Source organism: Pseudomonas sp. DR48 (genome assembly GCF_019823085.1).
Taxonomy (GTDB): Bacteria; Pseudomonadota; Gammaproteobacteria; order Pseudomonadales; family Pseudomonadaceae; genus Aquipseudomonas.
On the sequence record NZ_CP081946.1, the window covers coordinates 2320799 to 2343934 of the forward strand.

The 23136-nt window shown below is 60.0% G+C and carries 18 protein-coding genes; all 18 read left to right on the plus strand.

What is annotated here, in order from left to right; translation table 11 throughout:
- The first annotated feature begins 318 nt into the window (after positions 1–318).
- Positions 319–2007 carry a urocanate hydratase gene (hutU, locus tag K5K95_RS10630; protein WP_090176693.1) on the plus strand — a complete coding sequence of 563 codons (1689 nt, stop codon included), beginning with the start codon at positions 319–321 and terminating at the stop codon, positions 2005–2007.
- A gap of 149 nt (positions 2008–2156) precedes the next feature.
- Complete coding sequence (locus K5K95_RS10635; protein ID WP_222589403.1) at positions 2157–3626, plus strand: purine-cytosine permease family protein; 1470 nt, start codon at positions 2157–2159, stop codon at positions 3624–3626.
- Between the two features lie 75 nt (positions 3627–3701).
- On the plus strand, positions 3702–4670 hold the full coding sequence (locus K5K95_RS10640) for an ABC transporter substrate-binding protein (protein ID WP_090176687.1): 969 nt from the start codon (positions 3702–3704) through the stop codon (positions 4668–4670).
- Between the two features lie 70 nt (positions 4671–4740).
- Entirely contained in the window at positions 4741–5592 is an 852-nt protein-coding gene (locus K5K95_RS10645) for an ABC transporter permease (RefSeq protein ID WP_010464518.1), read from the plus strand.
- Positions 5589–6419: a glycine betaine/L-proline ABC transporter ATP-binding protein gene (locus tag K5K95_RS10650; RefSeq protein WP_109627517.1), complete on the plus strand. Its 831-nt coding sequence runs from the start codon at positions 5589–5591 to the stop codon at positions 6417–6419. The genes K5K95_RS10645 and K5K95_RS10650 overlap by 4 nt, the downstream gene beginning before the upstream one ends.
- 173 nt (positions 6420–6592) lie before the next feature.
- On the plus strand, positions 6593–8116 hold the full coding sequence (gene hutH / locus K5K95_RS10655; protein ID WP_222589404.1) for a histidine ammonia-lyase: 1524 nt from the start codon (positions 6593–6595) through the stop codon (positions 8114–8116).
- A 118-nt stretch (positions 8117–8234) separates the two neighbouring features.
- Positions 8235–9767 carry a histidine ammonia-lyase gene (hutH, locus tag K5K95_RS10660; protein ID WP_222589405.1) on the plus strand — a complete coding sequence of 511 codons (1533 nt, stop codon included), beginning with the start codon at positions 8235–8237 and terminating at the stop codon, positions 9765–9767.
- A 140-nt stretch (positions 9768–9907) separates the two neighbouring features.
- Positions 9908–11113, plus strand: a complete 1206-nt coding sequence (hutI, locus tag K5K95_RS10665; protein WP_222589406.1) for an imidazolonepropionase — start codon at positions 9908–9910, stop codon at positions 11111–11113.
- A gap of 10 nt (positions 11114–11123) precedes the next feature.
- Complete coding sequence (gene hutG / locus K5K95_RS10670) at positions 11124–11927, plus strand: N-formylglutamate deformylase (RefSeq protein ID WP_222589407.1); 804 nt, start codon at positions 11124–11126, stop codon at positions 11925–11927.
- Between the two features lie 224 nt (positions 11928–12151).
- Positions 12152–13099 (plus strand): choline ABC transporter substrate-binding protein, encoded by a 948-nt coding sequence (locus tag K5K95_RS10675; RefSeq protein WP_222589408.1) that lies wholly within the window; start codon positions 12152–12154, stop codon positions 13097–13099.
- On the plus strand, positions 13099–14016 hold the full coding sequence (locus tag K5K95_RS10680; protein ID WP_222589409.1) for an alpha/beta hydrolase: 918 nt from the start codon (positions 13099–13101) through the stop codon (positions 14014–14016). Before K5K95_RS10675 ends, K5K95_RS10680 begins: the two co-directional genes overlap by 1 nt.
- A gap of 104 nt (positions 14017–14120) precedes the next feature.
- Positions 14121–15092, plus strand: a complete 972-nt coding sequence (gene pip / locus K5K95_RS10685; protein WP_208670458.1) for a prolyl aminopeptidase — start codon at positions 14121–14123, stop codon at positions 15090–15092.
- A complete protein-coding gene (gene dtd / locus K5K95_RS10690; RefSeq protein WP_090176657.1) occupies positions 15089–15526 on the plus strand; it encodes a D-aminoacyl-tRNA deacylase in 438 nt (145 codons plus the stop codon). Before pip ends, dtd begins: the two co-directional genes overlap by 4 nt.
- 321 nt (positions 15527–15847) lie before the next feature.
- A complete protein-coding gene (locus K5K95_RS10695; protein WP_222589410.1) occupies positions 15848–17671 on the plus strand; it encodes a glucan biosynthesis protein in 1824 nt (607 codons plus the stop codon).
- Entirely contained in the window at positions 17664–20234 is a 2571-nt protein-coding gene (mdoH, locus tag K5K95_RS10700; protein ID WP_222589411.1) for a glucans biosynthesis glucosyltransferase MdoH, read from the plus strand. The genes K5K95_RS10695 and mdoH overlap by 8 nt, the downstream gene beginning before the upstream one ends.
- 190 nt (positions 20235–20424) lie before the next feature.
- The gene (locus K5K95_RS10705) at positions 20425–21222 is read left to right on the plus strand and encodes a transporter substrate-binding domain-containing protein (RefSeq protein ID WP_222590325.1); all 798 of its coding nucleotides are present in this window, start codon (positions 20425–20427) and stop codon (positions 21220–21222) included.
- 174 nt (positions 21223–21396) lie between these two features.
- Positions 21397–22356 (plus strand): amino acid ABC transporter permease, encoded by a 960-nt coding sequence (locus tag K5K95_RS10710; RefSeq protein WP_222589412.1) that lies wholly within the window; start codon positions 21397–21399, stop codon positions 22354–22356.
- Positions 22349–23083 (plus strand): amino acid ABC transporter ATP-binding protein, encoded by a 735-nt coding sequence (locus K5K95_RS10715; RefSeq protein ID WP_208670455.1) that lies wholly within the window; start codon positions 22349–22351, stop codon positions 23081–23083. Before K5K95_RS10710 ends, K5K95_RS10715 begins: the two co-directional genes overlap by 8 nt.
- The last annotated feature ends 53 nt before the right edge of the window (positions 23084–23136 follow it).

The following is a 23136-nucleotide window of genomic DNA, read 5'->3' on the forward strand; positions in this document are numbered from 1 at the left end:
GTGGCGCAAAATCACGCTTAAGTAACAGCCGCCACACTCCCACGCCCGACCCCGCACATCCCCACCGAAAAATATCATCTGCGTCAAAACCCTTGATCTAAAGGGTTTACAGCCCTTTGCGCCATTTTTCTTGAACACCCATCCAACAAGTTGGCCGCTTGATTGCATATGCTTGTATGTACAAGTAAAGACGTATGCGTATGAGTCGATCGAGACTCTCCGCAGCGTCCACTGATTCGCTTGTGACGCGTTGACGCGCACAGGCTGGCTTGCCCACCGCCAGGGTTGGTTTGAATTGATCGCTGAGGAGTCTTTTTCGTGACTGACAATACCCAGAAACCTACGAAGTACCGCAACGTAGAAATCCGTGCCGCACGCGGTAACAAGCTGACCGCCAAGAGCTGGCTGACTGAAGCGCCGCTGCGCATGTTGATGAACAACCTCGACCCGGAAGTTGCCGAGAACCCTAAAGAACTGGTGGTTTACGGTGGTATCGGTCGTGCGGCGCGTAACTGGGAATGCTACGACAAGATCGTCGAAAGCCTGACCAACCTGAACGACGACGAGACCCTGTTGGTGCAATCCGGCAAGCCGGTCGGCGTGTTCAAGACCCACACCAACGCCCCGCGCGTACTGATCGCCAACTCCAACCTGGTGCCACACTGGGCGAGCTGGGAACACTTCAACGAACTGGACGCCAAAGGCCTGGCCATGTACGGCCAGATGACTGCCGGCAGCTGGATCTACATCGGCAGCCAGGGCATCGTCCAGGGCACCTACGAAACCTTCGTCGAAGCCGGTCGCCAGCACTACAACGATGACCTGAAAGGTCGTTGGGTCCTGACCGCAGGCCTGGGCGGCATGGGCGGCGCTCAACCACTGGCTGCAACCCTGGCCGGCGCTTGCTCGCTGAACATCGAATGCCAGCAGGTCAGCATCGATTTCCGCCTGAACAGCCGTTATGTCGATGAGCAGGCTACCGATCTCGACGACGCACTGGCCCGTATCGCCAAATACACCAAAGAAGGCAAGGCGATTTCCATCGCGCTGCTGGGCAACGCGGCCGAAATCCTGCCGGAACTGGTCAAGCGCGGCGTGCGCCCGGACATGGTCACCGACCAGACCAGCGCCCACGACCCGCTCAACGGTTACCTGCCGGCTGGCTGGACCTGGGAAGAGTACCGCGCTCGCGCCAAGACCGAGCCTGCTGCCGTGGTCAAAGCCGCCAAGCAATCGATGGCTGTGCACGTAAAAGCGATGCTCGAATTCCAGAAAATGGGCATTCCGACCTTCGACTACGGCAACAACATCCGTCAGATGGCTCAGGAAGAAGGCGTGGAGAACGCTTTCGATTTCCCAGGCTTCGTACCGGCTTACATCCGTCCACTGTTCTGCCGTGGCATCGGCCCGTTCCGTTGGGCTGCACTGTCGGGCAACGCTGAGGACATCTACAAGACCGACGCCAAAGTCAAAGAGCTGATCCCTGACGACGCCCACCTGCACAACTGGCTGGACATGGCCCGTGAGCGCATCAGCTTCCAGGGTCTGCCGGCACGTATCTGCTGGGTTGGCCTGGGTCTGCGCGCCAAGCTCGGCCTGGCGTTCAACGAAATGGTGCGCAGCGGTGAATTGTCCGCGCCAATCGTTATCGGCCGCGACCACCTGGACTCCGGTTCGGTAGCCAGCCCGAACCGCGAAACCGAGTCGATGCAGGACGGTTCCGACGCTGTGTCCGACTGGCCTCTGCTCAACGCCCTGCTCAATACCGCGAGTGGCGCGACCTGGGTTTCCCTGCACCACGGCGGCGGCGTCGGCATGGGCTTCTCCCAGCACTCGGGCATGGTGATCGTCTGCGACGGTACTGACGAAGCGGCTGAGCGTATTGCTCGCGTGCTGCACAACGACCCGGCGACCGGTGTCATGCGTCACGCCGATGCGGGCTACCAGATCGCTATCGACTGCGCCAAGGAGCAGGGTCTGAACCTGCCGATGATTACCGGCAAATAAACGCAAAAACCTGTAGGAGTGAGCCTGCTCGCGATGTGGTCAGTACATTCAGCATTTTGCTGACTGACACACCGCCATCGCGAGCAGGCTCACTCCCACAAAAGCCAACAACAAGAACAAAACCCGGAACAATCCATAGAGGTTGAATCATGGCTGTTAACAGCGAACGTGCAGGCAGTAAACCGTTGATCGAGAAACGCTCGATCGACTACATCCCGGAAGCGGAAAGACACGGTCGTCTGTTTAGCCAGTTCACCCTGTGGATGGGTGCCAACCTGCAAATCACCGCCATCGTGACGGGCGCTCTGGCCGTCGTGCTGGGCGGTGATGTGTTCTGGTCGTTGATCGGTTTGCTGATCGGGCAACTGCTCGGCGGCGGTGTGATGGCGTTGCATGCGGCGCAAGGGCCCAAGCTTGGCCTGCCGCAGATGATCTCCAGTCGCGTGCAGTTCGGCGTGTATGGCGCAGCCATCCCGATCGTACTGGTCTGTTTGATGTACCTCGGCTTCACCGCGACGGGTACCGTGCTTTCCGGCCAGGCGCTGGGCCAGTTGTTCGGTGTCAGCGACAGCATCGGTATCCTTATTTTTGCCAGTGTCATTGTGCTGGTGACAGTGCTCGGTTATCGGGTAATCCACTGGATCGGCCGTGTTGCCAGTGTCATTGGCGTGATTGCCTTCGTTTATCTGTTCAGCCGTTTGATGAGCCAGACTGACGTGGGTGCACTCCTGCAAATTCGCCACTTCAGCTGGAGCAGCTTCCTGCTGGCGGTGTCGCTCGCGGCATCCTGGCAGATCGCCTTCGGTCCTTACGTGGCTGACTACTCTCGCTACCTGCCGAGCAAGACTTCCTCGGTGAAAACTTTTTTCGCCGCGGGTGCCGGTTCGGTCATTGGTGCACAAGTGGCGATGATCCTCGGTGTGTTTGCCGCCGCTTCGTCCAACGGGCAGTTCGCTGGCCATGAAGTGGCCTACATCGTCGGCCTGGGCGGTACCGGTGCCACCGCTGCTCTGCTTTACTTCAGTATCGCGTTCGGCAAGGTCACCATCTCCACGCTGAACTCCTACGGCAGCTTCATGTGCATCGCGACCATCATCAGCGGTTTTCGTGGTGATCTGAAAGTATCGCGCTTGCAGCGTCTGGCCTTCGTGCTGGTCATCGTAGGTGCTGCGACCCTGATGGCGTTGCTCGGTCAGCACTCGTTCCTCGGTGCGTTCAAGTCCTTCATCCTGTTCCTGCTGGCGTTCTTCACGCCATGGAGCGCGATCAACCTGGTGGACTACTACTGCATCACTCGCGAGCGCTATGACGTGCCGGCGCTGGCCGATCCGAACGGTCGCTATGGCCGTTGGAATATCCTCGGCATCAGCGTCTATGTGTTCGGTGTGCTGGTACAGCTGCCGTTTATTTCAACCAAGTTCTATACCGGTCCGCTGGTGGCGGCCCTGGGCGATGTGGATATTTCCTGGATCATCGGCCTGGTGCTTCCCGCAGCCGTGTATTACGTGTGCGCAAAAAAATGGCACAGCGCCGTACCCGATCGCTTGATTCTGCCAATCGAGCAGGACAGCGTCATTGCACCAAAAACAAGTGGGGCTGGCCGCGCTGCTACTGCGTAGGCCTGATTGGACGTAGACAGGGCTGGATGCCTCTTGACTGCCGTAAGCCAATTCATGATTAGGAGCGTCACAACAATGAAATCGAACAAGACCCTGCTGACCACACTGCTTTCCATGGGCCTGTTGGCCAGTGCCGGCGCTACTCAGGCTGCCGGCTGGTGTGAGTCGGGCAAACCGGTGAAATTTGCCGGTCTGAACTGGGAAAGCGCCATGCTGCTAACCGACGTGCTGCAAGTCGTGCTGGAAAAAGGCTACGACTGCAAGACCGACAGCCTGCCAGGCAACTCCATCACCATGGAAAACGCCCTGAGCAGCAATGACATTCAAGTGTTTGCCGAAGAGTGGGTCGGGCGCAGCGAAGTCTGGAACAAGGCCGAGAAGGCCGGCAAAGTCGTCGGCGTCGGTGCTCCAGTCGTTGGCGCAGTCGAAGGCTGGTACGTACCGCGCTACGTGATTGAAGGCGACGCCAAGCGCAAGCTGGAAGCGAAGGCGCCGGACCTGAAAAACATTGCCGATCTGGGCAAATACTCAGCGATTTTCAAGGACGCCGAAGAACCATCCAAAGGCCGTTTCTACAACTGCCCGGCCGGCTGGACCTGTGAGCTGGACAACAGCGAAATGCTGAAAAGCTACGGCCTGGAAAGCACCTACACCAACTTCCGCCCAGGCACCGGCCCGGCGCTGGATGCGGCCGTGCTGTCGAGCTACAAGCGTGGCGAGCCGATCCTGTTCTACTACTGGTCGCCAACCCCGCTGATGGGCCAGATCGACGCAGTGAAACTCGAAGAAAAACCAGGCGTGAACAAAACCGTGGATATCAAGGTCGGCCTGTCCAAGACTTTCCACGAACAAGCCCCGGAACTGGTGGCCGTGCTGGAAAAGGTCAACGTGCCCATCGACATCCTGAACCAGAACCTTGGGCGCATGACCAAAGAGCGGATCGAGTCGCCAAAACTGGCCAAGATCTTCTTGAAGGAACATCCTGAAGTCTGGCACGCATGGGTGAGCGAAGACGCAGCCAAGAAAATCGACGCGGCCTTGTAGGTTGAGCCTCTGCGACTGTCGTACGCGGCAGTCGCACGCTGAATCGCAACCCCTTGATTGAGAGTCTCTTATGTTTCCCGAAAGTTTTACCTTTTCCATCGCCGACTGGGTCAACGGTTGGGTCGATTCGCTGGTCACCAACTATGGCGATGTGTTCCGGCACATCTCCGACACCCTGTTGTGGGCCATCGTCAATCTTGAAGGTTTGCTGCGTGCAGCGCCCTGGTGGCTGATGCTGGCAATCGTGGCAGGCGTAGCCTGGCACGCGACCCGTAAAGTCGTGACCACCGCCGTAATTGTCGGCCTGCTGTTTTTGGTGGGTGCCGTCGGCCTCTGGGACAAGCTGATGCAGACCCTGGCCCTGATGATGGTGGCGACGGTCATTTCGGTGCTGATCGGCATTCCACTAGGCATCCTCTCGGCACGCAGCAATCGCCTGCGTTCGGTGCTGATGCCATTGCTGGACATCATGCAGACCATGCCGAGCTTCGTTTACCTGATCCCGGTGCTGATGCTGTTCGGCCTGGGCAAGGTCCCGGCGATTTTCGCCACGGTGATCTACGCGGCCCCACCGCTGATTCGCCTGACCGACCTGGGTATTCGCCAGGTTGACGGTGAAGTGATGGAAGCGATCAACGCCTTCGGTGCCAACCGTTGGCAGCAACTGTTCGGCGTGCAATTGCCGCTGGCCCTGCCGAGCATCATGGCCGGGATCAACCAGACCACCATGATGGCCCTGTCGATGGTCGTCATTGCCTCGATGATCGGTGCCCGTGGCCTGGGCGAAGACGTACTGGTGGGGATTCAGACCCTCAACGTCGGACGTGGCCTTGAAGCCGGTCTGGCGATCGTGATTCTGGCAGTGGTGATCGACCGCATTACTCAGGCGTATGGTCGGCCACGGCATGAGGTGAGCAAATGAACAACGAAGCCATCAGCAAAATCGAAGTCAAAAACGTCTTCAAGATTTTCGGTAACCGTTCCAAGGAAGCGCTGGGCATGATTGGCCAGGGCAAGACCAAGGATCAGGTGCTGGCCGAAACCGGCTGCGTGGTCGGTGTGAACGATCTGTCGCTGAGCATCGGTACCGGTGAGATCTTCGTGATCATGGGCCTGTCCGGTTCCGGTAAATCGACCCTGGTGCGGCACTTCAATCGCCTGATCGACCCGACCAGCGGCGCGATCCTGGTGGACGGCGTGGACATCCTGCAATACGACATGGAAGCCCTGCGCGAATTTCGCCGGCACAAGATCAGCATGGTGTTCCAGAGCTTCGGCCTGCTGCCACACAAGACCGTGGTGGATAACGTTGCCTATGGTTTGAAAGTGCGTGGCGAGAGCAAGCAAATGTGCTCCGAGCGCGCGCTGCACTGGATCAACACCGTGGGCCTCAAAGGCTACGAAAACAAATACCCGCATCAGCTCTCGGGCGGCATGCGTCAGCGTGTGGGCCTGGCCCGTGCCCTGGCAGCGGACACCGATATCATCCTGATGGACGAAGCGTTCAGTGCCCTCGACCCGCTGATTCGCGCCGAGATGCAGGACCAATTGCTGGAGCTGCAAAAGACCCTGCACAAGACCATCGTCTTCATCACTCACGACCTCGACGAGGCCGTGCGCATCGGCAATCGCATTGCGATCCTCAAGGACGGGCGCCTGATCCAGGTCGGCACCCCACGAGAGATTCTGCATTCGCCGGCGGATGAGTATGTCGATCGGTTCGTGCAGCGTCGGGCTGCGGTGGTTTAAAGGTCGATCGTTCCCACGTCGAGGCGTCGAACCGTCTGCGTGGGAATGCATCCCGTGACGCTCCGCGTCACCCATGCGCAGAGCTTGAGTCTTGCCCTGACAACGGGACGCGGAGCGTCCCAAGCGGCATTCCCACGCAGAGCGTGGGAACGATCAACTTCAAGAGGTTAATGATGTCCCAGGCTGAAAAAATCGTTATCGCCGATGCCCCGTTGCGTTGGCAGGATGTGGTGGCCGTTGCCCGTCATGGCGCACAGCTTGAGCTGTCGACCCAGGCCTGGGCGCGGATCGACAATGCGCAGGCCATTGTCCAGCGCATCGTCGTCAGCGGCGAGCGTGCCTATGGCGTCAACACCGGCCTCGGTGCCTTGTGCAACGTCTCGCTCAAGGACGAACAACTCAGCCAACTGTCGCGCAACACCCTGCTCAGTCACGCCTGTGGTGTCGGTGCTCCACTGACCGATGAGCAGACCCGCGCAATCATGTGTGCGGCGATCCGCAACTACAGTCACGGCAAATCCGGCATTCATCGTCGGGTGGTCGAAGCCCTGTTGGCGTTGCTCAACCGCGGCATCACCCCGCAAGTGCCGTCTCAGGGCTCGGTGGGTTACCTGACCCACATGGCCCACATCAGCATCGCCTTGCTGGGTGTCGGTAATGTCAGCTATCGCGGGCAGATCGTTTCTGCGCAACAAGCCCTGGCTGAAGAAGGTCTGCAACCGGTCCAGCTCGGCGCCAAAGATGGCCTGTGCCTGGTCAACGGCACACCGTGCATGACCGGTCTGAGCTGCCTGGCACTGGCCGACGCCACGCGTCTGGTGCAGTGGGCCGACGTGATTGGCGCCATGAGTTTTGAGGCCCAGCGCGGTCAGATCGCGGCGTTCGATGCCGAGATCATTGCGCTCAAGCCGCATCCGGGCATGCAGCAAGTCGGGATCAATTTGCGTGCGTTGCTCGATGGCAGTGAAGTGATTGCAACGAGCAAAGGCATCCGCACGCAGGATGCGCTGAGCATTCGTTCGATCCCGCAGGTGCACGGCGCCGCTCGCGATCAGCTTGCACACGCAACCCAACAGATCGAGACCGAACTCAACAGCTGCACCGACAACCCTTTGCTGCTGGGCACGCCGGACAACTTCCGCGTCATGTCCCAGGCCAACCCGCACGGCCAATCGGTCGCGTTGGCAGCGGACCTGCTGGCGATTGCCATGGCGGAAATCGGCTCCATCGCCGAACGCCGCCTCGACCGCTTGATCAACCCTCACGTCAGCGGCTTGCCGGCCTTCCTGGTGGCCAATCCGGGGGTTAACTCCGGGATGATGATCGTCCAGTATGTGGCCGCTTCTCTGTGCGCGGAAAACCGCCAGTTGGCGCAACCGGCCGTGCTCGACAACTACGTCACCTCCGGCCTGCAAGAAGATCACTTGAGCCTGGGCACCAACGCCGCACTGAAGCTGCATCGCGCGCTGGAAAACTGCACGCAGATCCTCGCCATCGAATATCTGCTGGCGGCCCAGGCATTTGAGTTCCTCAAGGAACAACGTTTCGGCGCCGGTACCGATGCCGCGTGGCGTCTGTTGCGCGAGCGGGTTCCTGCCTACGACCAGGACCGCTGGTTGGCGCCTGATATCGCCGATGCGGCCGGCGTGCTGAAAGACCCGATTTTGCTGCACAAGGCTTTACCGAACCTGAACTGATTTCCACAACACCAGCGTGCCAAGGCGCCAGCCCTCTCAAAAAGATGGGAAGCGACGGACAACGGACATCTCCGGAGCGTCTGGTTAGTTAATAAAAAGCTCTCAAAAGGAGAATGATGTGACTGCGCTTAATTTGATTCCCGGCCAACTGAGCCTTGCCCAACTGCGTGATGTTTATCAGCACCCGGTCAAAATCACCCTCGACCACAGCGCCTCGGCCCAGATCGAAGCCAGCGTTGCCTGCGTGGAACAGATCCTCGCCGAAAACCGCACCGCCTACGGCATTAACACCGGTTTTGGCCTGTTGGCCTCGACCCGCATTGCCAGCGAAGACCTGGAAAACCTGCAGCGCTCGCTGGTGCTGTCCCACGCCGCCGGTGTTGGCGAGCCAATCAGTGACGCCCTGGTGCGCCTGGTCATGGTGCTCAAGGTCAACAGCCTGAGCCGTGGTTTCTCCGGCATTCGTCGTGTGGTGATCGACGCGTTGATCGCGCTGATCAACGCCGAGGTTTACCCGCACATTCCTTTGAAGGGTTCGGTCGGTGCATCCGGTGACTTGGCGCCTTTGGCGCACATGTCGCTGGTGTTGCTGGGCGAAGGCAAGGCCCGTTACAAGGGCGAATGGATGGAAGCGACCGAAGCGCTGAAAGTCGCCGGCCTGACACCTCTGACCCTGGCCGCGAAAGAAGGCCTGGCGCTGCTCAATGGCACACAAGTGTCGACCGCTTACGCGTTGCGTGGCCTGTTCGAAGGCGAAGACCTGTTCGCCGGGGCCGTGGCTATTGGTGCCCTGACGGTTGAAGCAGTCTTGGGTTCGCGCTCGCCGTTTGACGCACGCATCCACGCCGCACGTGGCCAGAAAGGCCAGATTGACGCCGCTGCTGCTTACCGCGATCTGTTGGGCGAGCGCAGTGAAGTGTCCGATTCGCACCTGAACTGCGAAAAGGTCCAGGATCCGTACTCCCTGCGCTGCCAGCCGCAAGTCATGGGCGCCTGCCTGACCCAGTTCCGCCAGGCCGCCGAAGTGCTGGCGGTGGAAGCCAACGCCGTTTCCGATAACCCGCTGGTATTCGCCGCTGAAGGCGACGTGATCTCCGGCGGTAACTTCCACGCCGAGCCCGTGGCCATGGCCGCTGACAACATGGCGCTGGCGATCGCTGAAATCGGTTCCCTGAGCGAGCGTCGCATCTCGCTGATGATGGACAAGCACATGTCGCAACTGCCGCCGTTCCTGGTGGCCAATGGCGGCGTGAACTCCGGCTTCATGATCGCCCAGGTGACGGCGGCGGCATTGGCCAGCGAGAACAAGGCGCTGTCCCATCCGCATTCGGTGGACAGCTTGCCGACGTCGGCGAACCAGGAAGACCACGTGTCGATGGCGCCGGCCGCCGGCAAGCGTTTGTGGGAAATGGCCGAAAACACTCGCGGCGTTCTCGCGGTGGAATGGTTGGCTGCCGCACAAGGGCTGGACCTGCGCGAAGGCCTTAAAACCTCGGCAAAACTGGAAAAGGCCCGGGCGATTTTGCGTAATGAAGTGCCGTTCTATGAGAAGGACCGGTTCTTTGCGCCGGACATAAATGCGGCGACCGAGTTGCTGGCCACGCGTTGCCTGAGCGAGCTGGTCACGGCGAAGTTGCTGCCTAGCCTCTAACCCCCCCCCAGCTGATCGTTCCCACGCTCCGCGTGGGAATGCAGCCCGTGACGCTCCGCGTCACTGGACGCGGAGCGTCCCTTGAAGCATTCCCACGCAGAGCGTGGGAACGATCATTTGAACAAGACGAGGAATTCGGGATGAAAACTCTCTGGCAACACTGCCACGTCGCAACCATGGCGCAAGGCGTCTACTCGATCATCGAAGACGCGGCCATCGTGACGTCCGGTGCGCACATTGAGTGGGTCGGCCCGCGCGATAAATTGCCGGCGGGCGAATACCCGGCCGTCAACGATTTGAAAGGGGCCTGGGTCACCCCGGGCCTGATCGACTGCCACACCCACACGGTGTTCGGCGGTAACCGCAGCGGTGAATTCGAACAGCGCCTGCAAGGCGTCAGCTACGCGGAAATCGCCGCGGCTGGTGGTGGCATTGCCAGCACCGTGCGCGCCACTCGTGCTGCCACGGAAGACGAACTGTTCGCCAGCGCCGCCAAGCGCCTGAAAAGCCTGATGCGCGACGGTGTTACCACGGTCGAAATCAAGTCAGGCTACGGCCTGGACCTGACCAACGAACGCAAAATGCTGCGGGTCGCGCGTCGTCTCGGCGCCGAGCTGCCGGTCAGCGTGCGCAGCACCTGCCTGGCTGCTCACGCCTTGCCGCCGGAATATGCGGATCGCGCCGACGACTACATCGAACACATCTGCGCTGAAATGCTCCCGGCCCTTGCTGCCGAGGGTTTGGTGGACGCTGTGGACGCGTTCTGTGAATACCTGGCGTTTTCGCCAGCGCAGGTCGAGCGGCTGTTTATCACCGCGCAGGAACTCGGTTTGCCAGTGAAGTTGCATGCCGAGCAGTTGTCCTCGCTGCATGGTTCGAGTCTGGCGGCGCGTTATCACGCCTTGTCGGCCGATCACCTGGAGTTCATGACCGAAGACGACGCCATCGCCATGGCCAAGTCCGGCACCGTTGCGGTGTTGCTGCCCGGTGCGTTCTATTTCCTGCGAGAAACGCAATTGCCGCCGATGGAGGCCCTGCGCAAGCACGGCGTGAAAATCGCCATCGCCAGCGACCTCAACCCCGGCACTTCGCCGGCGCTGTCGTTGCGCTTGATGCTCAACATGGCGTGCACCTGTTTCCGCATGACCCCGGAAGAAGCATTGGCCGGCGCAACCATTCATGCCGCCACCGCGCTGGGCATGGCCGACACTCACGGTTCGCTGGAAGTCGGCAAGGTCGCGGATTTCGTCGCCTGGCAAATAGATCGTCCCGCCGACCTGTCGTACTGGCTGGGCGGCGACCTGGAAAAACGCGTCGTGCGTCACGGCGTCGAAACGAGCGTTTAGGAGAACAGTTGTGGATAAGGTTCTGAATTTCAAACAAGGCCGCGTGCCGCTGCTGATCAGCATGCCGCATGCGGGGCTGCGCCTGACTCCGGCGGTCGAAGCCGGGTTGATCCCCGACGCGAAAAGCCTGCCGGACACTGACTGGCACATCCCGCGGCTTTATGAATTCGCCGCCGAGCTCGGCGCCAGCACCCTGGCTGCCGAATACTCGCGGTTTGTCATCGACCTGAACCGGCCGTCCGACGACAAGCCTTTGTATGTTGGCGCGACGACCGGCCTGTACCCGGCAACGCTGTTCGACGGCATTCCGTTGTTCCGCGAGGGCATGGAGCCGTCGGCGGCTGAGCGTGCGACCTATCTGGAGCAGGTCTGGACGCCGTATCACAGCACACTGCAGAACGAGTTGGCGCGACTGAAAGCCGAATTCGGTTACGCATTGCTGTTCGATGCGCACTCAATCCGTTCGATCATCCCGCACCTGTTCGACGGCAAGCTGCCGGACTTCAACCTGGGCACCTTCAACGGCGCCAGTTGCGATCCACAGCTGGCCACTCAACTGGAAGCGATTTGCGCCAGGCACACCGATTACAGCCACGTGCTCAATGGTCGCTTCAAGGGCGGCCACATCACCCGTCATTACGGCAACCCGGCTGAAAACATCCATGCGGTGCAGCTGGAACTGGGCCAGTGCACGTACATGGAGGAGTTCGAGCCGTTCCGTTATCGCCCGGACCTGGCCGAGCCGACGCAAGTGGTGCTCAAGGAATTGCTGCAAGGCCTGTTGGCCTGGGGCCAGAAGCACTACAACGCATAACCCCTGTGGGAGCGAGCCTGCTCGCGATGGCGGGGTGTCAGTCGACGCAAGTGTTGTCTGACCCACCGCTATCGCGAGCAGGCTCGCTCCCACATGGAACAGTCGCCACTGTGCAAATCTCGGTCGCTACAGTTCGCTTTTCTCCTCTCGACGCTGCGTAATGTTCGGGGCACGGTGCATGAAGACACCGACCTCACAATAATCTGCCGCACGAGATCCTACCGATGAAAAGACTGTTCACCCGCTGTCTCTCAATCCTCTGCGGCACCGCTCTCCTGAGCACCAGCGTCCTGGCCAGCGACGACGCCTCCTGCAAGGCTGTGCGCATGGGCGTGGTCAACTGGACCGACGTCATCGCCACCAGTGGCATGGCCGATGTGCTGTTGAACGGGCTGGGCTACGAAAGCAAACAGACCAGTGCTGTGCAGCAAATCATCTTCGCCGGCATCCGCGACAAGCGCCTGGATATCTTTCTGGGCTACTGGAAGCCGGCGATGGACAAAAATATCGCCCCGTTCGTGGCCGCCAATCAGTTGAAGGTCATGGACAAGCCGAGCCTGGCCGACGCCCAGGCAACCCTCGCTGTGCCCGACTACGTCGCGGCGGCGGGGCTGAGAACCTTTGCTGACATCGCCAAATTCAAAGACAAGCTGGGCGGCAAGATCTACGGCATCGAACCGGGCAGCGGCGCCAACACCACGATCAAGACCATGATCGAGACCAATCACTTCGGCTTGAAGGATTTCAAACTGATCGAGTCCGGTGAGGCGGGCATGCTTGCCGCCGTGCAACGGGCGGTCAACCGCAAGGAATTCGTGGTGTTCGTCGGTTGGACTCCGCACCCGATGAACATCAACATGAAGATCACTTACCTGACCGGCAGCGAAGACGTCTATGGCCCGAATGAAGGCGCTGCGACCGTCTCCACCGTAACCGCACCGGACTATGCCCAGCGCTGCCCTAACGTGTATCGACTGCTGGAAAACCTGACCTTCACCGCCGCCCAGGAAAGCCAGTTGATGGTGCCGATCATGGAGCGCAAGACGCCTCAGGATGTTGCCAAACAGTGGCTGCGTGATCATCCGGAAGATCTTTCGCGCTGGCTGTCAGGCGTCACCAGCCTCGATGGCAAGGACGGCGTCGCCACCGTTCAGGCCAGTTTGAAACCCTGATGACGGCTTATCCTTTATCCGCGCAGATGACGGCGTTCGTCGAGAAGACCGTCAGCTTCAACAGCACTGACGCCAGCCTTCCCGGTTTGCGTCAGGCCTACAGCGAGATGTGTCGGGCGTTCACCCCGCCACGTCCCGCCGGGCTTTATGTGGTCGATTTCGAATTGGCCGGCGTGCCGGTGCGGTCCTATCAACCGTCAGTGACATCACCTGCCGGCGGTTGCCCGTGCATTGTGTATCTGCACGGTGGCGGCTGGGTGGTGGGGGATCTGGACTCCCACGACTTCATCTGCAGCGAACTGGCGTCCACGCTTGGCGTGTTGGTGGTTGCTGTCGATTACCGTTTGGCGCCGGAGCATCCGTATCCGGCCGGCTTCAACGATTGCCTGGGTGTCTGGCGTGCGCTGCGAAGCGGCCCGTTCCGGCTTGATCCCGCGCGAACGCTGGTAGCCGGGGACAGCGCTGGCGGCAACCTTGCCGCCGCACTTTGCCTGGCGCTGCGGGATGCGAACGAGCCATTGCCGGCGGCGCAAGTCCTGATCTACCCGGGGCTGGGGGGCGATCATCAGTTGCCGTCGCGCAGTGAATGCATTGACGCCCCCTTGCTCAGCAGCAGCGACGTGGATTGCTATCACGCCCTGTACTTGCGCGGCTCGCGAAAGCCGAGCGCTTATGCGATGCCGTTGCTCGCCGGGGATTTGGCTGGCTTACCTCCGGCGCTGATCGCCGTGGCGCAATTCGACCCGCTGCGTGACGACGGTGTCTGCTACGCCGAGCGACTGAATGCGGCGGGCGTCGCCGCTACGCTGTATTACGGCGAGGGGCTGGTTCACGGCTGTTTGCGGGGGCGCGGCCAGGTCGCCGAGGTCGATGCGCTCTATGAAACCCTGCTCGGATTTCTGGCGGCAAAACTCTGACTCAGCAAGGGCATGCTCATTGACGTAATTCGGGTTTATGATGCCGGACGGCAGAATAATAGAAGTCCCCCCAGGGATGACCTCGACCCCTTACGGAGCGCGCAATGCAGACTTTGTACCCGCAGATCAAACCCCACGCCCGGCACGATCTGGCTGTCGATGAAACCCATACCCTGTATGTCGACGAAAGCGGTTCACCGGAAGGTTTGCCCGTGGTGTTCATCCATGGCGGCCCGGGCGCCGGGTGTGATGCCCAGAGCCGCCGGTACTTCGATCCGAACCTGTATCGCATCGTGACATTCGACCAGCGCGGTTGCGGTCGCTCCACGCCCCACGCCAGCCTCGAAAACAACACCACCTGGGATCTGGTCGCCGACCTTGAGCGGATCCGCAAACACCTGGGCATCGAAAAATGGGTGCTGTTTGGCGGTTCCTGGGGCTCGACACTGGCCCTGGCCTATGCGCAAACCCACCCGGAGCGCGTGCACGGCCTGATCCTGCGCGGGATTTTTCTTTGCCGCCCGCAGGAAATCGAATGGTTCTACCAGTGTGGCGCCAGCCGTCTGTTCCCCGATTACTGGCAGGACTATGTCGCACCGATTCCACTGGACGAGCGCGACGATTTGCTCAGCGCTTTCCACAAACGCCTGATCGGCAACGATCAGATCGCGCAGATGCATGCCGCCAAGGCCTGGTCGACCTGGGAAGGCCGCACCGCGACCCTGCGTCCGAACCCGCTGGTGGTCGATCGCTTCTCCGAACCTCAGCGCGCCTTGTCCATCGCCCGCATCGAATGCCACTACTTCACCAACAACGCGTTCCTTGAACCCAACCAGTTGATTCGCGACATGGGCAAAATCGCGCATTTGCCGGGTGTGATCGTCCACGGTCGTTATGACGTGATCTGCCCGCTGGACAACGCTTGGGAACTGCATCAGAACTGGCCGAACAGCGAACTGCAGGTGATCCGCGACGCCGGCCACGCCGCTTCCGAACCGGGCATCACCGATGCGCTGGTACGCGCCGCCGGCCAGATGGCTCGTCGCCTGCTCGACCTGCCACCTGAAGAAGCATGAAGGGCCTGCTGCAACGCGTGCGTGGCGCGCGAGTCGAGGTAGCGGGGGAGGTGGTCGGTGCGGTCGATCAGGGATTGCTGGTGCTGGTGGCTGTCGAGCCGGAAGATACTCGTGTCAGCGCCGACAAACTTCTGCATAAGCTGCTTAACTATCGAGTGTTCAGTGACGCCGAGGGCAAGATGAACCTGTCCCTGGCGGAGGTGGGTGGCGGGTTGCTGCTGGTCTCGCAGTTCACTCTGGCCGCCGACACCAAAAGCGGGTTGCGCCCGAGTTTTTCGACCGCGGCCCCTCCGGCCCTGGGCGAGGAGCTTTTCGACTATCTATTAAGCAAAGCGAAACAGGTGCATGGCACTGTGGCATCAGGTAGATTCGGCGCGGATATGCAAGTGCATCTGGTCAACGATGGCCCGGTGACATTCCTGTTACAGACCTGAAAGCCCTTGAAACTCCTTTTTAAGGGCTTTTCGACTGAAAACAGGGGCTTTTCGCGATAAATACTTTGTTCGCCCTGATGCGTTGTAACGCGGCCTACTAGATAATCGCGCGCTACGGGGATCGGCGTTCGTTGGTCCATTTTGACTTAGGTAGAGACTTGTCCGGGACCTGTTGGGGAATCATTTAGCCCCATAGGAGTCGGAACAATGCTCGCCAACTTGGCAAGAGTGGTCTGTAGGGTCGGTTTTTTCATGCCGGATTCCTCACAGGCCCTTTAACTGGCCGTTGGTTTTTTGATCTGTTTTCGGCGAGGGTTGCTCGTGATTGTTAGTCCCTGTAATGCACCAAAATTGTCTGCCAAACGGTTGCGAAGCGCTCTTGTAGCGGGTTCGGCATTCTTTTGCCTGCTCAGCGCCGGCCAGCTTTGGGCGTTCAATCTGGATGATGTGTCGGCCAAGGCAAAAGAGATGGCCGGGCAAAAATACGAAGCCCCGCGCAGTAACCTGCCGAACGAATTTCGTGAGATGAAATTCGCGGATTACCAAAAGATTCGTTTCCGCACCGAAAAAGCCGAGTGGGCCGACCAGAAAACCCCGTTCAAGCTTTCGTTCTATCACCAGGGCATGCATTTCGACACGCCGGTGAAAATCAACGAAATCACGGCTAACACCGTCGAAGAGATCAAATACGACCCAAGTCGTTTCGATTTCGGCGATGTCAAGTTCGATCCTAAAGCCACCGAGCAACTGGGTTATGCCGGTTTCCGTGTGCTTTACCCGATCAACAAGGCCGACAAGCAAGACGAAATCATGACCATGCTGGGCGCGAGCTACTTCCGCGTTGTCGGCAAGGGCCACACCTATGGCTTGTCCGCTCGCGGCATGGCCATCGATACCGCATTGCCGTCCGGCGAAGAATTCCCGCGTTTCACCGAGTTCTGGATTCAACAGCCAAAGCCGGGTGACAAGCATCTGGTCATCTTCGCGCTGCTGGATTCGCCACGTGCCACGGGTGCCTATCGCCTGACCCTGCGTCCGGGCAGCGACACCATTGTCGACGTCAAGGCCCAGATGTTCCTGCGTGACAAGGTCACCAAGCTTGGCGTTGCGCCGCTGACCAGCATGTTCCTGTTCGGCGCCAACCAGCCATCGAAAGTGCTGAACTACCGTCGCGAACTGCACGACTCCAGCGGTCTGTCGATCCATGCCGGCAACGGCGAGTGGATCTGGCGCCCGTTGAACAACCCAAAACACCTGGCCGTGAGCAACTTCTCGATCGAGAACCCGCGCGGTTTCGGTTTGCTGCAACGTGGCCGCGACTTCAGCCACTATGAAGACCTCGACGACCGCTACGACAAGCGCCCAAGCGCCTGGATCGAACCGAAAGGCGATTGGGGCAAGGGCTCCGTTGATCTGGTTGAGATTCCGACTGCCGACGAAACCAACGACAATATCGTTGCTTTCTGGAGTCCGGAAAAACTGCCGGAGCCTGGCCAGCCGCTGGACGTCGCTTATCGCTTGCACTGGACTATCGACGAAGCCGCGCTTCATGCACCGGACAGTGCCTGGGTTCAACAGACCCTGCGCTCTACAGGTGACGTGAAACAGTCCAACCTGATCCGTCAGCCGGACGGCACCGTGGCTTATCTGGTGGACTTTGAAGGTCCGTCCCTCGCGGCCCTGCCGGAAACAGCGGACGTTCGCAGTCAGGTCAGCGTTGGCGATAATGCCGAGCTGGTCGAGAACAGCGTGCGTTACAACCCGGAAACCAAGGGCTGGCGCCTGACTCTGCGGATGAAGATCAAGGATCCGGGCAAGCCTACCGAGATGCGTGCTGCACTGGTCGAAAACATCGTGCCTGCCGACCTCGCCAAGACATCGCTGCCAGCCTCCAATTCTTCTGTTGCCAAGGCCGACAAGGTCGCCGCCAAGCAACAAGAGAAGATGGACAAGGAAGCCAAGGACGCCAAGCAAGCTGACGCCAAACAGGCCGATGCCAAGCCAGTTGCGGATGCCAAGAACAAGGACAACAAAGACGCCAAGCAGCCTGTCGCTGCGGACGCGGCCCCAGCCACACCGGAATCGGCATCGACTGAAGAAGTCCTGACCGAGACCTGGAGCTACCAGTTGCCTGCCGATGAGTAATTCTCAAGTACAGCCAGAGACTCTTGCCGAGTATCTGGCGCATTTACCGATGACCGACCAGCAGCGCGCGGAACTCGCGGGCTGCAAGTCCTTCAGCGAGTTGCACCAGCGTCTGTCATCTTCGACGTTCGACGCGCCGACCGAGGCTGCACAAGCCTCGGTGGGCAAGCGCCTGCTCCTGAATTCTGCTGAAGAGCTGGAAGAGGCGGAAATGCTGGGGGTCGACGCGAGCGGTCGTGTCGTACTCAAAGCGACACCACCGATCCGTCGGACCAAAGTCGTGCCGGAGCCGTGGCGTACCAATATTCTGGTGCGTGGCTGGCGTCGTCTGACCGGTCGCACCAATCCGCCGGCTCCGCCGAAGGATGAACGCGTGTTGCCGGCGGCTCGCTGGCGCACCGTCGGTTCGATCCGCCGTTACATTTTGCTGGTGCTGATGCTGGGCCAGACGATCGTTGCCGGCTGGTACATGAAAGGCATCATGCCGTACCAGGGCTGGTCGTTCGTCGACCTGAACGAAGTGCTGCATCAACCGCTGCTGCAAACGGCTACTCAAGTACTGCCGTATGCGCTGCAAACCAGCATCCTGATTCTGTTCGGGATTCTGTTCTGCTGGGTTTCGGCCGGTTTCTGGACCGCATTGATGGGCTTCCTCGAGTTGCTCACCGGTCACGATAAATACCGCATCTCCGGTAAAAGTGCCGGCAACGAGCCGATTGCCAAGGATGCGCGCACCGCACTGGTGATGCCGATCTGCAACGAGGACGTGCCACGGGTGTTTGCCGGTTTGCGGGCGACCTTCGAGTCGGTGGCGGCCACGGGTGACCTGGATCGCTTCGACTTCTTCGTCCTCAGCGACAGTAATGAAGCCGACATCTGCGTTGCCGAGCAGCAAGCCTGGCTGGACGTCTGCCGTGAAGCCAAGGGCTTCGGCAAGATCTTCTATCGCCGTCGTCGCCGTCGTGTGAAACGTAAAAGCGGCAACCTCGACGACTTCTGCCGTCGTTGGGGCGGTGACTACAAGTACATGGTTGTGCTCGACGCCGACTCGGTAATGAGCGGTGAATGCCTGACCAGTCTGGTGCGCTTGATGGAAGCGACCCCGGATGCGGGCATTATCCAGACCGCGCCACGTGCGTCGGGCATGGACACCCTTTATGCGCGCATGCAGCAGTTTGCGACTCGTGTATACGGTCCGCTGTTTACCGCCGGTCTGCACTTCTGGCAGTTGGGTGAATCCCACTACTGGGGCCACAACGCGATCATCCGCATGAAGCCATTCATCGAGCATTGCGCTTTGGCGCCGTTGCCCGGTAAAGGTGCTTTTGCCGGTGCAATCCTGTCTCACGACTTCGTTGAAGCAGCGCTGATGCGCCGTGCCGGCTGGGGCGTGTGGATCGCCTACGACTTGCCGGGCAGCTACGAAGAGCTGCCACCGAACCTGCTGGACGAACTCAAGCGTGACCGTCGCTGGTGCCACGGTAACCTGATGAACTTCCGCCTGTTCCTTGTGAAGGGCATGCACCCGGTACACCGTGCGGTGTTCCTGACCGGCGTGATGTCTTACCTGTCGGCGCCGCTGTGGTTCTTCTTCCTCGTGCTGTCGACGGCGCTGCTGGCGGTCAACACGCTGATGGAGCCGCAGTACTTCATGGAGCCGCGTCAGCTGTATCCGCTGTGGCCACAATGGCACCCGGACAAGGCCGTGGCGCTGTTCTCGACGACCATCGTGCTGCTGTTCCTGCCGAAACTGTTGAGCATCATCCTGATCTGGGCCAAGGGCGCGAAAGAGTTCGGTGGCAAGTTCAAGGTGACCTTCTCGATGCTGCTGGAGATGCTGTTCTCCATGCTGCTGGCGCCGGTGCGGATGATCTTCCACACCCGTTTCGTGCTCGCCGCGTTCCTCGGCTGGGCTGCGACCTGGAACTCGCCGCAACGTGACGACGACTCCACGCCATGGAGCGAGGCGGTCAAACGCCACGGTCCGCAAACCCTGCTGGGTTTCTTCTGGGCGCTGCTGGTGGTCTGGCTGAACCCGAGTTTCCTGTGGTGGCTGGTGCCGATCGTCGGTTCGTTGATGCTGTCGATCCCGGTGTCCGTGATCTCCAGCCGTGTCGGTCTGGGCCTCAAGTCTCGCGACGCGAGCCTGTTCCTGATCCCTGAGGAATACAATCCGCCGCAGGCGTTGCTGGCGACGGATCAGTACACTCACGAAAATCGTTGGCATGCTCTGAATGACGGCTTCGTGCGCGCGGTGGTCGATCCACAGCAGAACGCCTTGGCGTGTTCGCTGGCGACTTCGCGTCATGCTCATGCCGAGCCGATCGAATGGCTGCGCAACGAACGGGTTCGCCATGCATTGAAAGTCGGTCCTGACGGGCTGACCAACAATGAGCGTGTGTACTTGCTGAGCGATCCGGTGGCATTGGCTCGCTTGCACGAACAGGTCTGGGACGAAGGTAACCCTGAGTGGCTGGGAGCCTGGCGCAAATCGGTGAAAGCCGATCCCCATGCGCCGCTGCTGCCACTCAAGCCACTGAGCGCACAACCTCAGATGGCCTGATGACAAGCCCCGCGAAAGCGGGGCTTTTTTTTGCCTGATCGTTTCCAACCCCTTGTGCAAATGGCCGAGTGGGTTAGCATCCGTCCCCGAATTGGTGCGCCCGGACAGTTTTCTGTTCGTATCTGCTGGTTTTCTAAAGAAAAACCGCCGTTTGCGCGCCTCACAACGCAATGGTTTTGGGGACTTGATGATGAAGAAGTATCTGTCGATGCTGCTGGTCGGCGTCACGGCATTGGTTGCAGCGGGCGCGGCGCAGGCCGGTGCCATCGATGACGCGGTCAAGCGCGGCACGCTGAAAGTCGGCATGGACCCGACCTACATGCCGTTCGAAATGACCAACAAGCGCGGCGAGATCATCGGTTTCGAAGTCGACATCCTCAAAGCCTTGTCGAAGGCCATGGGCGTCAAGCTGGAGCTGGTGTCCACCGGCTACGACGGCATCATCCCGGCCCTGTTGACCGACAAGTTCGACATGATCGGCAGCGGCATGACCCTGACTCAGGAACGCAACCTGCGCCTGAATTTCAGCGAACCCTTCATTGTGGTTGGCCAGACCCTGCTGATCCGCAAGGAGCTGGAAGGCACCATCAAGTCCTATAAAGACCTGAATACCGCTGACTATCGCATCACCTCCAAGCTGGGCACCACTGGTGAGATGGTCGCGAAAAAACTGATCGCCAAAGCCAAGTACCACGGCTACGACAACGAACAGGAAGCCGTGCTCGATGTAGTCAACGGCAAGGCGGACGCGTTCATCTACGACGCACCGTACAACGTAGTGGCGGTGAACAAGGTCGGTGCCGGCAAACTGGTGTTCCTCGACAAGCCGTTCACCTATGAGCCGCTGGCCTTCGGTCTGAAGAAGGGTGACTTTGACAGCATCAACTTCATCAACAACTTCCTGCACCAGATCCACGAAGACGGCACCTACGATCGAATCCATGACAAGTGGTTCAAAGACACCGCTTGGCTCAAGGACATGGAATAACGCCTTTGACGGCGCGGTGTCAGTAACACCGCGTCGCTGCAATCGCGAGCAAGCTCGCTCCCACAGTTGATCAGTGTGAACACATTTGTAGTGTCCGGCACAGACCCTGTGGGAGCGAGCTTGCTCGCGATGAGGCCCTCACTGGCGACACAGAATTCGGAAGCTTCAAAGCAAATGAAACAGAAAAAAGCCCAATGGCCGTGGCACGTATTAACCGTGCTGGTGCTGATCGGCCTGGCCGGCGCGTTGTATTACGCCACCTCGCTGATGTCCTACGAATGGCGCTGGAACCGCGTGCCGCAATACTTCGCCTACCACGCCGAAGAGTCCCAGCGCGCCGCCGACATCTCTACCGTCAGCGAACTGGTGCGCAAGGGCGATAAAGCCGAAGTCACCCTGCGCAATGACGCGGGCGATGAACAGCACCTGACCGTCGACGACAACAGTCTTCAAGTTGCCCAAGGCGATGACGTTGCCGAAGGCGATGTGATCGGTGTCACCCGTCACTGGGCTGCAGGGCCGCTGATGTGGGGTCTGTGGACCACCTTGTGGTTGTCGGTGGTGTCCGGCGTGCTGGGGCTGTTGATCGGTCTCGCCACGGGGCTGTGTCGTCTGTCGAATAACCCGACGTTGCGCGATCTCTCGACGATCTACGTTGAGCTGGTGCGCGGTACGCCGTTGCTGGTGCAGATCTTCATTTTCTACTTCTTCATCGGCACGGTGATGAACCTGTCCCGGGAGTTCGCCGGGATCGCCGCGCTGTCGTTGTTCACCGGCGCCTATGTGGCGGAGATCATCCGTTCCGGCGTGCAGTCCATCGCCCGTGGCCAGAACGAAGCCGCGCGTTCCCTGGGTTTGAGCGCTGGCCAGTCGATGCGCCACGTAGTGCTGCCGCAGGCGTTGAAGCGCGTGCTGCCGCCGTTGGCCGGGCAGTTCATCAGCCTGGTCAAGGACACCTCGCTGGTGTCGGTGATCGCGATTACCGAGCTGCTCAAAAGCGGTCGCGAAGTCATCACCACCTCGTTCTCGCCCTTCGAAATACTGTTCTGCGTGGCCGGGCTGTACCTGTTGATCAACCTGCCGCTGTCGAAAATCGCCAGCCGTCTTGAGCGGAGGCTCGCGCAAAGTGATTGAAGTCCGCAATCTGGTAAAAGTCTTCGACACCCGTGGGCAGGTGGTTCGCGCGGTGGATAACGTCACCACGCAGGTGGCCAAGGGCGAAGTGCTGGTGGTCATCGGCCCTTCGGGTTCCGGCAAGTCGACGTTCCTGCGCTGCCTCAACGGCCTGGAAGCATTCGACTCGGGCTCGGTGAGCATCGACGGGCTGCAACTGGCCGATCCGAAAACCGATGTGAACGCCTATCGCCGCGAAGTCGGCATGGTGTTCCAGCACTTCAACCTGTTCCCGCACATGACCGTGCTGGAAAACCTCTGCCTGGCCCAGAAAGTCGTGCGCAAGCGCGGCAAGAAAGAGCGCGAGGCCAAGGCCATGGTGCTGCTGGAAAAGGTCGGTATTGCGCAGAAGGCCCACGAGTTTCCATCGCGCCTGTCCGGCGGCCAGCAGCAGCGTGTGGCCATTGCTCGTGCGTTGGCCATGGAGCCCAAGGTGATGCTGTTCGATGAACCGACCTCGGCACTCGACCCGGAGATGGTCGGCGAAGTGCTGGACGTCATGAAAACCCTGGCCGTGGAAGGCATGACCATGGTCTGCGTCACCCACGAAATGGGTTTTGCGCGGGAAGTAGCGGATCGGGTGTTATTTTTCGATCACGGTAAATTGCTGGAAGATGCTTCGCCGGCCGAGTTCTTCGATGCGCCGAAAGACCCACGGGCGCAGGCCTTCTTGCGCCAGGTTCTCTGACTTCGGCGACCTTACGGCCGCCATCGCGGGCAAGCCCGCTCCCACAGTAATTT

Excerpts from the sequence above, each read along its gene's own strand:
- K5K95_RS10640 (WP_090176687.1), top strand. The coding sequence starts at position 3,702 with ATGAAATCGAACAAGACCCTGCTGACCACACTGCTTTCCATGGGCCTG.
- dtd (WP_090176657.1), top strand. The coding sequence starts at position 15,089 with ATGAAGGGCCTGCTGCAACGCGTGCGTGGCGCGCGAGTCGAGGTAGCG.
- hutI (WP_222589406.1), top strand. The coding sequence starts at position 9,908 with ATGAAAACTCTCTGGCAACACTGCCACGTCGCAACCATGGCGCAAGGC.
- K5K95_RS10635 (WP_222589403.1), top strand. The coding sequence starts at position 2,157 with ATGGCTGTTAACAGCGAACGTGCAGGCAGTAAACCGTTGATCGAGAAA.
- hutH (WP_222589404.1), top strand. The coding sequence starts at position 6,593 with ATGTCCCAGGCTGAAAAAATCGTTATCGCCGATGCCCCGTTGCGTTGG.
- K5K95_RS10710 (WP_222589412.1), top strand. The coding sequence starts at position 21,397 with ATGAAACAGAAAAAAGCCCAATGGCCGTGGCACGTATTAACCGTGCTG.
- K5K95_RS10675 (WP_222589408.1), top strand. The coding sequence starts at position 12,152 with ATGAAAAGACTGTTCACCCGCTGTCTCTCAATCCTCTGCGGCACCGCT.
- K5K95_RS10650 (WP_109627517.1), top strand. The coding sequence starts at position 5,589 with ATGAACAACGAAGCCATCAGCAAAATCGAAGTCAAAAACGTCTTCAAG.
- K5K95_RS10645 (WP_010464518.1), top strand. The coding sequence starts at position 4,741 with ATGTTTCCCGAAAGTTTTACCTTTTCCATCGCCGACTGGGTCAACGGT.
- K5K95_RS10705 (WP_222590325.1), top strand. The coding sequence starts at position 20,425 with ATGAAGAAGTATCTGTCGATGCTGCTGGTCGGCGTCACGGCATTGGTT.
- pip (WP_208670458.1), top strand. The coding sequence starts at position 14,121 with ATGCAGACTTTGTACCCGCAGATCAAACCCCACGCCCGGCACGATCTG.
- K5K95_RS10680 (WP_222589409.1), top strand. The coding sequence starts at position 13,099 with ATGACGGCTTATCCTTTATCCGCGCAGATGACGGCGTTCGTCGAGAAG.
- mdoH (WP_222589411.1), top strand. The coding sequence starts at position 17,664 with ATGAGTAATTCTCAAGTACAGCCAGAGACTCTTGCCGAGTATCTGGCG.